Source organism: Stenotrophomonas sp. AB1(2024) (genome assembly GCF_037482345.1).
GTDB lineage: Bacteria > Pseudomonadota > Gammaproteobacteria > Xanthomonadales > Xanthomonadaceae > Stenotrophomonas.
In genome coordinates this window covers 3,215,390-3,228,215 of record NZ_JBBHKO020000001.1, presented here as the reverse complement: position 1 = coordinate 3,228,215, position 12,826 = coordinate 3,215,390, and the positions used below count along the sequence as shown (strand labels likewise).

At 68.6% G+C, this 12,826-nt stretch carries 12 protein-coding genes and 1 pseudogene; all 13 read right to left on the bottom strand.

The features are described 5' to 3' along the window. Positions 1–42 precede the first annotated feature (42 nt). On the bottom strand, positions 43–1,155 hold the full coding sequence (locus tag WIX41_RS14470) for an EscU/YscU/HrcU family type III secretion system export apparatus switch protein (RefSeq protein WP_339448642.1): 1,113 nt from the start codon (positions 1,153–1,155) through the stop codon (positions 43–45). Then, positions 1,152–1,943 (bottom strand): type III secretion system export apparatus subunit SctT, encoded by a 792-nt coding sequence (gene sctT / locus WIX41_RS14465; RefSeq protein WP_339448640.1) that lies wholly within the window; start codon positions 1,941–1,943, stop codon positions 1,152–1,154. Before sctT ends, WIX41_RS14470 begins: the two co-directional genes overlap by 4 nt. Positions 1,944–1,947: 4 nt before the next feature. Then, entirely contained in the window at positions 1,948–2,205 is a 258-nt protein-coding gene (sctS, locus tag WIX41_RS14460; protein WP_068853566.1) for a type III secretion system export apparatus subunit SctS, read from the bottom strand. Positions 2,206–2,207: 2 nt separating this feature from the next. Next, positions 2,208–2,855: pseudogene (locus WIX41_RS14455) on the bottom strand (EscR/YscR/HrcR family type III secretion system export apparatus protein); the annotation flags it as partial. A gap of 14 nt (positions 2,856–2,869) precedes the next feature. Next, positions 2,870–3,832, bottom strand: a complete 963-nt coding sequence (sctQ, locus tag WIX41_RS14450; protein WP_339448634.1) for a type III secretion system cytoplasmic ring protein SctQ — start codon at positions 3,830–3,832, stop codon at positions 2,870–2,872. After that, complete coding sequence (locus WIX41_RS14445) at positions 3,829–5,025, bottom strand: hypothetical protein (protein WP_339448632.1); 1,197 nt, start codon at positions 5,023–5,025, stop codon at positions 3,829–3,831. The genes sctQ and WIX41_RS14445 overlap by 4 nt, the downstream gene beginning before the upstream one ends. Further along, positions 5,016–5,462 carry a hypothetical protein gene (locus WIX41_RS14440; protein WP_339448630.1) on the bottom strand — a complete coding sequence of 149 codons (447 nt, stop codon included), beginning with the start codon at positions 5,460–5,462 and terminating at the stop codon, positions 5,016–5,018. The genes WIX41_RS14445 and WIX41_RS14440 overlap by 10 nt, the downstream gene beginning before the upstream one ends. Next, on the bottom strand, positions 5,446–6,696 hold the full coding sequence (locus WIX41_RS14435) for a FliI/YscN family ATPase (protein WP_339449491.1): 1,251 nt from the start codon (positions 6,694–6,696) through the stop codon (positions 5,446–5,448). Before WIX41_RS14435 ends, WIX41_RS14440 begins: the two co-directional genes overlap by 17 nt. Before the next feature lie 44 nt (positions 6,697–6,740). Continuing rightward, positions 6,741–7,136: a hypothetical protein gene (locus WIX41_RS14430; RefSeq protein ID WP_339448629.1), complete on the bottom strand. Its 396-nt coding sequence runs from the start codon at positions 7,134–7,136 to the stop codon at positions 6,741–6,743. Then, positions 7,133–9,196, bottom strand: coding sequence for an EscV/YscV/HrcV family type III secretion system export apparatus protein (locus WIX41_RS14425; RefSeq protein WP_339448628.1), 2,064 nt, complete (start codon positions 9,194–9,196; stop codon positions 7,133–7,135). Before WIX41_RS14425 ends, WIX41_RS14430 begins: the two co-directional genes overlap by 4 nt. Then, entirely contained in the window at positions 9,193–10,320 is a 1,128-nt protein-coding gene (gene sctW / locus WIX41_RS14420) for a type III secretion system gatekeeper subunit SctW (protein WP_339448627.1), read from the bottom strand. The genes WIX41_RS14425 and sctW overlap by 4 nt, the downstream gene beginning before the upstream one ends. Next, complete coding sequence (gene sctC, locus WIX41_RS14415; protein WP_339448626.1) at positions 10,301–11,989, bottom strand: type III secretion system outer membrane ring subunit SctC; 1,689 nt, start codon at positions 11,987–11,989, stop codon at positions 10,301–10,303. The genes sctW and sctC overlap by 20 nt, the downstream gene beginning before the upstream one ends. 3 nt (positions 11,990–11,992) lie before the next feature. After that, entirely contained in the window at positions 11,993–12,670 is a 678-nt protein-coding gene (locus tag WIX41_RS14410) for a helix-turn-helix domain-containing protein (protein ID WP_339448624.1), read from the bottom strand. Positions 12,671–12,826 lie beyond the last annotated feature (156 nt).

Sequence of the window (12,826 nt, the reverse complement as noted above, 5' to 3'; positions counted from 1 at the left end):
ACAGTGTGGCGGGGTTGCAAAGGGGGGACTTTCGGGTTTCCCTCATCCGACGGGCGGGCGCGGAGGCGTGCCGTCAAGATCGGGTGTCGGGTCTGGCGCGGACGCGCTGTCGTGAGCGGAATCTGAAGGCGGTTCGGCGTGGTTGCGCTCGATATCCTTCAGCCACAGCAGGATCCGGCTGATCGGGGTGGTCAGGTCGGCCGGCACGAACTGGTAGCGGCGCACCTTGAAGAACACCGCACGAGCGACCGGGATGTCGCGAACTACCGGAATACCCCATTTCTCGGCCAGGGCGATGACCTTGCGCGCGCGGTTGCCGCGTTCGCGCAACGACACGAACTGCAGGCCGGGGTAGTCCGGGTGGATGAAGATGCCCACCGCAATGTGGGTGGGATTGGCCAGGATCAGCGAGGAGCCGGCAATGTCCGACTGCACCTGTGCGGAGAGTTCTTCGCCGATCTGGCGACGGCGCTGCTTGATTTCCGGGTTGCCGTTGTGGTCCTTGTGCTCCTGCTTGACCTCGTGCTTTTCCATGCGCATTTCGCGGATGTAGAGCCGGTATTCGACGAAGGCGGCGGCCAGCGCGATCGGCGACAGCACCGCCAGCAGCAGCGCGGTGCTGCGCCAGCCGACGCTGTGCCAGAGCGCGCCGGCGGCCTTGTCGGGCATCTGCACCTGGGCGAACAAGATGGGCGCGAACAGCTTCCAGGCCAACACGGCGAAGATCATGCCGGCCAGCAGGTACAGCACTGCGGTGACCAGGCCCTTGATAGTCTTGAGCGAGAACAGGTTCTTGAAGCCGGAAATCGGATTGACCCGGGCCAGGTCGATGCGCACCGCTTCGGCGGCGATGACACCGCGGCTCTGCACCAGCGAGATGAGTACCGCCGCGACGATCGCGGCCGCCCCCACCGGCACGGCGATCCACAGGAACGCGGTGGTTGCCTGCCAGGCGGCCTCGGCCGGGGTGAGGCTGAAACCGCGTTCGGCCATGCCACGGTAGAAGCCGTGCAGCGCACGGCTGGAGATCATCGTGGTCATGGCGACCAGCCCGGCAATCAGCACCGTCAGGCCGGCCAGATCACGGCTGACGAAGCTCTTGCCCTTCCTGGATTCCTTGAGCAGGCGGTGCGGGGTGGGCTTTTCGGTCTTCACTTCGGCACCGCCAGCAGCAGTTGCAGGGCGTCGGTGGTATCGCGGATCAGCGGCACCTGCTGGGCCACGGTGGGCATGAGGTAGAACAGCAACGCGATGAAGGCGATGTACGACTTGACCGCCAGCGAGATGGAGAACGGATTCATCTGCTGGGCAAAGCGCGACAGCACGCCAAGCAGCACTTCCACCAGGAACAGCAGCAGCAGTACCGGCAGCGCCATGCGCACCGCGCCGGCCAGCAGGGTGCCGGCGAAGTCCTGCACGCGCGCCAGGTCCAGCGTGAGCACGCCGCCCATGGGAATCAGCACGTAGCTGTCCTGGATCACTTCCAGCAGCACCACCATGCCGTCGGTAGCCAGGAACACCACCACGCTCATCAACTGCAGCAGGTTGGAGGTTTCGGTGGCCTCCATGCCGCTGACCGGATCGAGCATGGCGCCGATACCGGCGCCGCGCTGGTTGTCGATGATGGCGCCCATGCCGTGGAAGATGTGGAACGGCAGGGCTACCACCAGCCCGATGGCGGTGCCGATCAGCACTTCGCGCAGCACCACGCCGGCCATCGAGAGGATGTCCGGCGGCACCGTGGCGCCGGCCGTGGAGGGCCACAGGCCGATCAGGATCATCATCGCCACCACGGTCCGGGTCATCTTGGCCGGCATGACGCCCGGCGACAGATAGGGAATCCAGACCAGGCAGGCGCCGATGCGGGCCATGCCCAACAGGGCCGGCAACCCATGGTCGCGGGCCAGCGCGACCAGTTCGGTGTCGAGCGCGGAGAGCTGCACGGCCCTACCCGTTCAGCGCGGTGTGCAGCGCCAGCCGGGCGAAATCCAGCATGCGCGCCGACATCCAGGTCATCAGCACCAGCAGGCAGGCGATCACCGCCAGCAGCTTGGCACCGTAGGGAAGGGTCTGCTCCTGCAGCTGGGTGACGGTCTGGAACAGACCGATGGCCAGGCCGACGATGGTGGCCACGGCCACCGGCGCGGCCGACAACAGCAGGATGAGCAGCAGGCTTTTGTTGCCCATGAACATGATCGCGTCCATGGCTACATCGGCACGTCGAGGTACTGGCGTACCAGACCCTGCGACAGCAGGCTCCAGCCATCCATCGCCACGAACAGGATCAGCTTGATCGGTGCGGAGATGGTCACCGGGCTCATCATCATCATGCCCAGCGACAGCAGCACGCTGGACACCACCAGGTCGATCACCACGAACGGCAGGTACAGGTAGAAGCCGATGCGGAAGGCATCCTTCAGCTCGCTCAGGGCATAGGTGGGCATCAGCGCGAACAGCGAGCGCTCATGCGGCTCCAGGTCGGGCACGGGCATGCCGTCTTCGGCGTGGCGGGCGCGTTCGAAGAACTTCAGCAGTTCCGGGTCCGAATAGGTGGCCAGGTACACTTTGTAGCCGTCCAGGCTGCTGTCCAGGAACGTCACCACCGCCGCGACCGAGTTGAGCGGCGCCTCCAGCGCGAGGTAGGCGTCGTACATGTTCTGCACGATGGGCTGCATCACGTAGAAGGCCAGCATCAGCGCCAGCGCGTTGAGTACCATGTTGGAGGGCACCTGCTGCAGGCCCAGGCCGTTGCGCAGCAGCACGAACACCACCGAGAACTTCAGGTAACAGGTGCCCGCTGCGATCAGGAACGGAAGCAGCGCGGCCATCGACATGACCGCGATCAGCGAGATGTCGTTGTTGACGAAATTCATGGCAGCACGGGCGCCTGCGCCAGCTGCACGCCGAGCTGGTCGCCCACCTGTACCAGTTCGCCACGAGCGACAAGCTGGCCGTTGACGCGCAGCTGCAGCTGCTTCCAGGCGTCAACCGGCAGGTTGACCACGGTACCGGGCTGGAGGCCATCCAGTTCGCCGATGGAATGCTGCAGCTGGCACAGCACCACGTCCACGTTGACCGGCAGGCGCCGGATGTCGATGCCCGGCGCGGCGGCGTCGGTGCCCGCCGGGGTGGCGGAGGGGGCAGGCGGGGCGATGTCGGCGCTGCCGTCATCGTCGTCGAGGAAGTCGAAGGGTGTGTTCACGGAGATGGTCTCTAGGGTGAAGTCGAAGGAGTACAGGCGGTGGGCGCCGGTGCGTGCGACCGGTTGCAGCTGGTCGAGCAGCAGCACCGCACCCGGTGCCAGGCTGCGCAGCCGGTGCAGCGGCAGGCGCAGGCGGGCGATGCCCAGCTCCACGGGCACGCGCAGGCGCTGGGTGGCGGGAGACAACGCGACACCGGTGCCGCCGTCGGCGTGTTCGACCCAGGCCAGGCCCTGGGCGGTGGGCAGGCAGGGCTGCGGCCCCTGGCCCATGCCAAGCGCCGTGACCGGCACCACCTCGCGAAGGCAGACCTGCGCGGCATGGAACGGTTCGGCGGCAATGTCCAGCAGCGGCCGGTCCGGCAGCCAGCACGCCAGCGCGGTGTGGTCGACCAGTTCGGACCAGGCCAGGCCGGCCAATGGCGGCAGCATCGCCGGGCACCACTGGTCGGCCGCCACGACCAGGCGCAGCGCGCCGCCATGGCCGTTGACGTCAAAGCGCAGCATCGCGCCCCGCGCCGGCAACGGCTGCCAGGCGGGAGTGATCCCCGCGCGCGCGACCGCCTCAACAGTGGCGGCCTGCGTTGCGCCAGCCGGGGTCAGGGCGGGAAAGGGCCAGCGCCGGGCGTTCATGCGTGGCCCTGGTCGCCGCGACGACGGCGCTCATCGGTGGCGCTGTCGCTGCTTTCCACGGCGATCTGCAGTTCGGCGCCCGGCGGCGCCAGCGCGGACGACAGCGCCTGCCCGACCCGTGCCGAGGACGGCTGCATGTACAGCCGGCCGCCGTCCAGGCGGGCGCTGACCGAGTGGCCCGCACCCCAGCTGTTGAAGGACACGTTGATGTGGCTGGCAGTGTCGGCGCGCTGGACCATGGCCGTCTGCAGCGCTTCAGCCTGGCGCACCGCGCGGACGTGCTGGCGGGTGCCGAGGTTGGCCTCGGCACGGCGCGCGTCGGCCATCGACTGGCCGTCGGGTGCCGCCTCGCCGTTGTGCTGCTGCGGCACCACAGAGGCGCCGGCGGCAGTGGGGGGCGTGCCGGTATCGGGCACTGCCGGACGTTCGGCCACCGGCGACGGGACGGGGGCTGCCGCAGCCGTCGGGATGTCGGTGACGCCGGCGGCAGGCGGCGCTGTGCCAGCTGCCGGCGGCGCGCCAACCACGGCGCCGGGTGCGGTCAGCCCGCCCTGCCCACCTTGCGCAGACGGCGAACGCGAAGGCGTCGGTGCGGCGACGGCGCCCGCAGCGGCCTGCGCCGACGCGGAAGGCGCGCCTGCCGGTTCCGTGTTGAGCAGGGCACCGTTCGCAAGCGCCGGCTGCAAGGCTGCTGTGGCCACGTGGGCGCCCGCAATTGCAGGTGCCTTGGTGCCGGTCAGGACGCCGTCAACCAAGGCGGCGGTCGGTGGCGTCGCACTTTCGTTGCCCGGCAGCACCGCTGGCATGGGCGTGGCGACCGTCGGCAGCGGGCGCGACGCATTACCCGGCAGCGCCGGCGTTGCCGCCTCCGCCTGCGCATGCTTTCTCGCCACCTGCAGATCCTGGTGGCCGACGTGCAGGCCGAGCCTGCTGCGCTCGTGCGGGACCGTCGACACGGTCGCCACATCCCGTTGCGGCAACGGAAGCAGGGTCTGCTCCAGCGTCAGCGCCGTATCTGTCTCCGAATCGTCCGGCGCCGGCATCCTCTCATCGTCGCGCGGCGGCGCCTGTTCGGCCGCCTGCTGCGCGGTCGGCTGTGGCTGCCGGGCCTGCACGCGTTCGCTCAGCGGGACCGGTTCAACCGGGCTGGCAGCCGCAACGGCAGACTGCTGTTCTTGAATCTTCAACGACATGTGTATTCCTCTTGAATCTGGCGTTCCTGGCGGCGCAGGCGCGCCTGCCGGTGCTTCTGGTCGATGTGCGCGCCGACGGCCTGCAGGCGGCGCGCGCGTGAGTGGTGCCCGGCGGCGGCGTGGCGCAGCTGGTGTTCCTGGTCGCGTGCATCGCCGGCCTGTTCCTGCAGGTGGCCTGCACGCAGTTCGCATTCCAGGACGTGCGCGCGCGCGATGGCGACACCGCGCAGGCGTTCGAACAGGCGCTGGCGGTCCAGCCCGTGTTCTTCGCCAAGCTGTGCCTGCTGCAGCCGTTCGTCGGCGGCGCTGCGCAGCGTCTTCGCTTCCTGCTCGCGCCGTGCGGCCTGCTCTGCCTGCTCGCGCGCTTCGCGGCGCAGGCGGTGCGCGCGATGGTCGAGCAGCGTGGCCAGCCGGGCCGGGTCAGCGGGCGAGCGCATCGAGTGCCTCCACGGCAGCATCCAGCGCCACCGGTTCGTGCAGCGACTGGCGCAGGAAGGCCAGCAAGCGGGGTTCGCGGGCCACGGCATCGTCCTGCTCGGGTTGCGCGCCGGGACGGTATTCGCCGATGTCGCGCAGCAGCTGCAGGTCGTCCAGCCGCCCCATCACCGCGCGCACGCGGGTGGCGGCGGCGGCCTGGCGTTCGCTGGCCAGCTGCGGGTACAGGCGGCTGGCGCTGCGCAGCACGTCGATGGCCGGGAAGTGGCCACGCTGCGCCAGGCGTGGGCTCAGGTACACATGCCCATCCAGCAGCGATTTGACTTCCTCGCCCACCGGGTCCGGGTCGGCGTCGTCTTCCAGCAGCACCGTGTAGAACGCGGTGATGCTGCCGGACTGCGCATTGCCGGGGCGTTCGACCAGCCGCGGCAGCGCTTCGAACACCGAGGCGGGAAAGCCCCGGCGCGCGGGCGGTTCGCCGGCCGACAACGCCACGTCGCGCAGCGCGCGGGCGTAGCGGGTGGCCGAATCCATCACCAGCAGCACGCGGCTGCCCTGGTCGCGGAAGTACTCGGCGATGCGGGTGGCGACCATGGCTGCGTTGACCCGGGTGGCCGGCGAGGAATCGGAGGTGGCCTGGACGATGATCGTGCGGGCGGCGGCGGGACCCTGGCGGATGGCGTCGACGAACGACGCCACTTCGCGGCCGCGTTCGCCCACCAGCGCCACCACCCGCACATCACAGTCGGCATTGGCCAACAGCATTTCCACCAGCGTGGTCTTGCCGCAGCCGGCGGCCGCGAAGATGCCCATGCGCTGGCCTTCACCGACCGTAAGCAGGGCGTCGAGCGCGCGGATGCCGGTGGCGAACGGCACCTGGATCGGGCGCCGCTGGCGGTAGTCCAGCGGCGCGGCCTGCACCGGCGCGGACACGCCGGCGTCATCCACCGCGCCTCCGGTCTGCAGCCGCTCCACGACCTCGCCGAAACCATCCAGCACGCAGCCGAGCAGGTGCGTGCCCAGCGCCACCTGCAACGGCCGCCCGGTGGCGGCCACGACGACGTCGGCGGCCAGGCGTACCGGTGCACCGATCAGGGCCAGGGTGGCCACGCCATGGTCGACACGGGTGACCACGCCATGGGTCAACACACGGTCATCGCGTGCGGAACGGCGCACGTGGCAGTGTTCGCCCACGGCGACATCGGCCAGCGGTACGCGCAGCTCCCCGGCACGCATCGCCACGGGCGTTGCGCACGGGCGCCAGCAGGGCGTGGCCGCTGTCACCGCAGCAGGGCCTGCAGTTCGATCACACGGGCGTGGAAGCCCTCTATGGCCGCCGCCAGCAGACTGGATTCATGGCGGCAATCGGGCTGCAGCACACCGCCGACCAGGCAGCCGTCTTCCAGCTGGCGCAGGGCCAGGCAGCCGTTGGCGAAGTGCGCGGCCGGCGCCGACAGCGCCGTGAGCAGTTCGTCGGCGCGGTTGCTGAAGCGCTCGGCCGGCGAGGTATCCAGGCGCCCCCACAGGTACACCATGTCGTCAACCGGATCGAGCAGCAGCTCGCCCACGTCGGCAAAACCCATGACCACGGACGAATGGGTGTCGAACTGGAACCGCGACGGGTCGCAGCCCAGCTCCTGGAGGGCGGCGTTGAGGGTATCTAGCAGGGAGGTCATAAGCTTCTCATCACATCAAGGGTGACCGTGTCGGAGATCTCGGCGAACGAGAGCACCGGGGTCGAGGGGAGGCGGTTTTCAATGAAGCGCTTGACGAAGCGGCGGATGTCCGGCGCCACCATCAGCACCACGTCGGGGCGGTGCGCGGTCACTTCGCCCACGTGCAGCGCGAAGCGGTCCAGCAGTTCGCCGGCTTCGGCCGGTTCGAGGTTGAGGTAGGCCGCGCCCTGGCTCTGGCGGATGCCGGCACGGATCTGGTCTTCGACCGGGCTGGAGACCAGGATCGCGGGGATGCGACCGTCGCGGGCGAAGCGCGCGGAGATGTAGCGCGACAGCGCGCCGCGCACGTGCTCCACCAGCAGGATCACGTCCTTCTCGCGCTGGCCCCACTGGGCGAGGGTTTCCAGCACTACCTTCATGTTGCGGATGGACACGTCTTCGCGGAGCAGGCGCTGCAGTACTTCGGCCACGCGCTGGATGGGCATGTGCCGGTAGGTTTCCTTGACCAGTTCCGGGAAGCGCTTTTCCAGTGCGTCCAGCACGTGCTTGGCTTCCTGGATGCCGAACAGCTCGCCCACGTTGCGCAGTACCGCCCCGTGCAGCAGCCGCCGCAGTTCCTCGTAATCGCTGGAGACATCGCAGCCCAGCGCGCGCACGTCTTCGTGGGTGTCGGCTGGAACCCAGCGCGCGGTGCCGCCGTCGTGCGGTACCACCAGGCCCATGTCGAGCGCGTCGAGTTCGTCCTGCCGGCCCCAGACGCGGACATGCCCCCCCACGACCTGCGATGCAGCGGCGGGGATCTCATTGATCAGCACCTTCACTTCGTGGTCCTGGGCCGGGGTGTGACTGCGCATGACCAGGGGGGCGAGCTGCATGCCGGTATTGACGAACGCGTCGTGGCGCAGCTGTTCTTCCCACTGGCCCGCCATACCGGCCTCGTGCAGCGGCGGCGGCATCAGCAGGATCAACGGCAGGGTTTCGCTGGTCAGCCGCGCGGCGGTGTCGCCCTTGCCGGCCGGAGCGGCAGCACCGCCCTGCCCCGTGGCAGACGCGGCGGTGCCGTCGGCGGTCTTGGCACGGCGCAGGCGCCATACCAGCATGGCGGCCAGGCCCACGGCCAGGCCGGCAAACACCGGCAGCGGGAAGCCGGGCAGCAGGCCCAGCAGCAGCACCAGCACCGCGCCGGTGCCGAGTACGACATTGCTGTTGAACAGCTCGCCCAGGATGTTGGCGCCGAGGTTGTTGCTCTCGCCGCTGACCCGGGTGACGATGAAACCGGCGCTGATGCAGATCAGCAGGGCCGGAATCTGCGCGACCAGGCCGTCGCCGATGGTCAGCAGGGTGAAGGTGTTGAGCGCCTGCGAAAACGCCATGCCGTGCTGCAGCATGCCCACGGCGATACCGCCGAACAGGTTGACGAACACGATGACGATGCCGGCGATGGCGTCGCCCTTCACGAACTTCATGGCACCGTCGTAAGAGCCGTACAGCTGGCTTTCGCGTTCCACATCGCGGCGGCGGCGCTGCGCCTCTTCCGAGGTGATGGCCTCGGCGCGCAGGTCCGCATCGATGCTCATCTGCTTGCCGGGCATGCCGTCCAGCGAGAAGCGTGCGACCACTTCACCGATACGCTCGGAGCCCTTGGTGATGACGATGAACTGGACCAGGGTGATGATGGCGAAGATCACCGCGCCCACCACCAGGTTGTCGCCCACCACGAAGTCGCCGAAGGCGCTGATGATGTGGCCGGCATCTGCGTCGAGCAGGATCAACCGGCTGGTACTGACCGACAGCGCCAGCCGCATCAGGGTGGTGAACAGCAGCACCGAGGGGAAGGTGGAGAAGTTGAGGATGCGCTCGACGTAGAACGAGCTGAGGAAGATGACGATCGCCACGGCCATGTTCAGGCCGATCAGCAGATCGACCAGGAAGGTTGGCAGGGGGATGATCAGCATGGCCACGATCACGGCCATCAGCACCACCAGCGCCATTTCCGGGCGCAGGATGCCGCGGGCGCGCGCGCCCAGCCCGCTCACGGCGGTAGTGGCATTGCTGCTCATACGCTCACCCCGCCGGCGTGGCCGGCGTGCCAATGCTCACGTTTCATGCTTTCCACCACCATGATCTCCAGGGACTGCGCGGCGCGCTCACGCGCGACGTCATCGCTCCATACCGCGTCGGGCAACCCGCCCAGCGCACGGCGCAACGCCTGCACCAGGCGCGCGCGTTCCGGTGCCGACAGCGCCACGCGCGCGTCGGCCAATGGGCCGGTGAACAGGCCGGCCCAGTCCTGCAGGCCGCGCACCACATCCAGCAACCCGCCCACCACCGCTTCGGCGGTGGTGGACAGCCGCGCCAGCAGTCGGTCGCGGGTCGCCTCCTGCACCAGCAGGTGGTCGGTCGAACGCAGCACGGCCAGGTTGCGCACCTGGCGCAGCAGCCGGCCAAACTCCAGGTGCGAGGCGCTGGGGTCGAGCGAGTACATGTCCGCGCCGAGCGCCTGTTCCATGAAATCGACCACCTGCGCGCGCCGCTCGAAGCCGTACAGCGCGATCCAGCCGGCGTATTCGCCGACGCAGTCCTGGTGGTTGCCGATGAAATCGCGGTAGCTCTGGCGCAGGGCCCGCGCAGAGAACTGGCTGCCGCGTGCGGCCAGCCGCGCCTTGATCGCCACGTTCAGGCCACCGCGCGTGGCTGCGCCATTGCCCTGCGCGGCCTCGTCGGCGAGCAGCTGCTCCAACGACTGCTGCAACAGCTCGCGCAGTTCCTGCAATTCGTCATCGGCGATCAACGAACGCAGCACCGCCAGCATGTCGCTGGGATCGGGGAACAGCTGCCTGAGCAGCGCCAGAAGCTGCATCGGGCTGCGCATGCCGTCCAGCAGCGCGCGCAGGTCGGTGACCTTGCTGTACACCTCATCGTCCAGTACATGGTCGATCCAGGCCTGCGATTCGCCGGTGCCGGTGCTGCGCTGCCCGTCACGGCGGCGCTGCAACGAGGCCACCAACGCGGCCAGGTCGTCCTGCATGGACATGGCGGTGGCCAACGAGCCCGGCCTGGACGGTTTGCCCAATCCGGACAGCAGGTCTTTCGCGGTATCGTCACGGTCGCCCTGGGTACTGGCCTGGCGCGGCGTGACCGGCAGCGGCACGGTGACGTGTCGGTTAATGGCCGGCAGTGCCATGCGCGCCCTCCGCCGGATTGAGGTGCGGATGCAATGTACGAATCTGGTCGCGGACGTCGTCGCCCACGCCGGGGCCATAGATGTCAGGCATGCGGTAGCCGTCGACGGGATCGCTGCCGGTGAGCAGGCGCGGCTGGATCAGGAACACGCGCACCAGGCTTTCGGCCGAGCGGCTGTCCTGGCCGAACAGCTTGCCCACGCCGGGTATGCGGCGCAGGCCTGGAATGCCGCTGTAACCGTCGTCCGATTGCGTTCGGGTGTATCCCCCCACCAGCAGGCTGAGCTGCTGCGGCACTCTGGCCACGGTGTCGATCACGGTACGGTTGACCAGCGGCAGCGCGTCCACGGACCGGGTGCCGTCGGCCGCGCCGTCCTCGATCTTCAGCTGCATTTCCACTTCATTGCCGCTGGAAATGCGCGGACGCACGCTGATCAGGGTGCCATAGGTCACCTGCTCCAGCGATGTGGCACGCTCGCCTACCAGCTGGGTGTAGAAGGTCTGGTTGCTGTCGAAGTAGGCTGGAATGTTCTCCTGGGTCAGCAACACCGGGCGCGAGATGATGTGCGCGTCGCCCTTGCTCGCCATGGCCTGCACCGAGGCAAGGAAACGACTGCCATCGAGCGTGCTGACCGAGGGCGACTGGTTGATGCCGATCGCCAGCCGATTGCCGATGTTGATGCCACCGCTCCAGTTCACGCCCAGGCGGTCCAGCTCGGTCTTCTTGATGTCGATGATCCACAGCGACATCTCGATCTGCTTGCGGGGGACATCAAGCTCGCCCACCAGGCGCTTGACCTGCTCGATCTGCGCCAGCGTGCCGCGCACGACCAGGCTGTTGGTTTCCGCATAGGCCATCACCACGGCGGGACTCGGGCCTACCGGCACGGAGCTGGCCACCTGCGCTGCCGGCTGCGCTGCCGGGGTTGCCGGCAGGACCTCTTCGGTGATGGTGGCCGGATCGACCGGCATCGACGGCTGCTTGACCACGGCACCGAAGTCGCCCAGCTGGAGGACCCCGGCCAACACGTCGGCCAGGCCCGGCAGGGAGACTTCGCTGGTGCGCAGGCCGTAGCGGCGCCCGTTGACGAAGCTGTGCTCCAGCTTGATCACTTCCACATGATGCGGGCTGGCGTCGGCGCCTTCGTAGAGGTCATCGAGGTAACGCGCCGCGTTCATCACGATGTCCACATACACCGGCGGGCCGGCCACGTAGAACGTGCCGTCGGCGCCGCCACCGCGCACCGGGTAACGCGTATCGGACAAGCGCGCCTTGCGCAGGAAGTCCGACAGCGTGGCGATCGAGGTATGCCGCAGCCGGCCCACGGCGTTCTTCTGTTCGTCGGCGTCGTACACGTAGATGGACTGGCCGTCGCTGTACCAGACCAGGCCCAGTTCAGCCGAGACCTTGGCCAGTACGTCCAACGGCCGCGCCAGGTCGAAGCTGCCGCTGACTTTCTTTTTCTGCGCTTTCGGGCTGATCACCACCGCCTGGCGCGCACGCGCACCGATAGCGTTGAGCAGGTGGCTGGCGTTGTCGGCGCGGGAGACGAAGCCGGACGCGTGCGGCAGGTCGGCGCGATCCTGGATCGCGGTGCCTTCGAGCGGGGTCTGTGCGAAGGCAAGGGAAGGTACGGTCAACAACAGCAGGTACAACGACAGGGAACGCATGGATCACTCGTTGGGCGTCGAGACGGCCCGGTAGACGGAAAGGGGCGAACAGCCGATCAGCGATTTGACGTCGGTGCAGAAGTGCGACAGCGACGCATAGCCGTGATCGGCGGCGAGATAGGTGAACGAGCGCGCGCGGCCCGGATAGGCCAGCAGCGCCCGCGCGGCGCGCTGGATGCGCAGCTCACGTTTGAGCGGGCGGCCCAGTACCTGCCGGCAGCGCCGGTGGAACTGCGCCGAAGACAGGCCATAGCGCTGCGCCAGCGCAGCCACGGTGTTTTCGCCGCCTTCGTCGAGCAGGAAGCGCATCAGGCCGTAGCTTTCGCTGCGTGCCAGGTGGCGCAGCAGCTGGGCAGGCTGGCTGTCCTCGGGCTGCCCGGCACCGCGGGCCAGCTGGTCGATCAGCCAGGCGGCCGCCACATCCGGGTTTTCCAGTGCGGCCGGCACCACCCAGCACAGCTGCGACGGCTCGCCCGCCGGGCGCTGGACGCGGCAGGCATGGTCGAAGTGGGCCAGCGCCCGTGCCATGCCACTGCCGGCCAGCGGGATGATGTTCAATCCGGTCGTGCGCGGCAGCGGCACCCCCGCCAGCAGCAGGCGGTCACCGGGCGACAGCTGGACGGCCTGCCCACCGACCATGAAGTCGACGTGGCCCAGCCCTGCATTGACGATGATGTGCATCCGACCACTCCATTCAGGCTCTGCCGAGGCGGCACGCGGTCTGCGGCCCCTCTCGATGTGGGCTGCATGTTGGAGACGGCGGGGGGGCAAGGCTCTACAAGAAGTTAGAAAGCCGGCCCGAGTTGAGGTATTTGTAGCGACCCCACCTGCACGGTT

Bases quoted from the DNA above. Each gene is read 5' to 3' on its own strand.
- sctS (WP_068853566.1), bottom strand. From the start codon at position 2,205: ATGGACGCGATCATGTTCATGGGCAACAAAAGCCTGCTGCTCATCCTG.
- sctW (WP_339448627.1), bottom strand. From the start codon at position 10,320: ATGGCACTGCCGGCCATTAACCGACACGTCACCGTGCCGCTGCCGGTC.
- WIX41_RS14445 (WP_339448632.1), bottom strand. From the start codon at position 5,025: ATGTCGTTGAAGATTCAAGAACAGCAGTCTGCCGTTGCGGCTGCCAGC.
- WIX41_RS14440 (WP_339448630.1), bottom strand. From the start codon at position 5,462: ATGCGCTCGCCCGCTGACCCGGCCCGGCTGGCCACGCTGCTCGACCAT.
- WIX41_RS14430 (WP_339448629.1), bottom strand. From the start codon at position 7,136: ATGACCTCCCTGCTAGATACCCTCAACGCCGCCCTCCAGGAGCTGGGC.
- WIX41_RS14435 (WP_339449491.1), bottom strand. From the start codon at position 6,696: ATGCGTGCCGGGGAGCTGCGCGTACCGCTGGCCGATGTCGCCGTGGGC.
- WIX41_RS14425 (WP_339448628.1), bottom strand. From the start codon at position 9,196: ATGAGCAGCAATGCCACTACCGCCGTGAGCGGGCTGGGCGCGCGCGCC.
- WIX41_RS14410 (WP_339448624.1), bottom strand. From the start codon at position 12,670: ATGCACATCATCGTCAATGCAGGGCTGGGCCACGTCGACTTCATGGTC.
- sctQ (WP_339448634.1), bottom strand. From the start codon at position 3,832: ATGAACGCCCGGCGCTGGCCCTTTCCCGCCCTGACCCCGGCTGGCGCA.
- sctC (WP_339448626.1), bottom strand. From the start codon at position 11,989: ATGCGTTCCCTGTCGTTGTACCTGCTGTTGTTGACCGTACCTTCCCTT.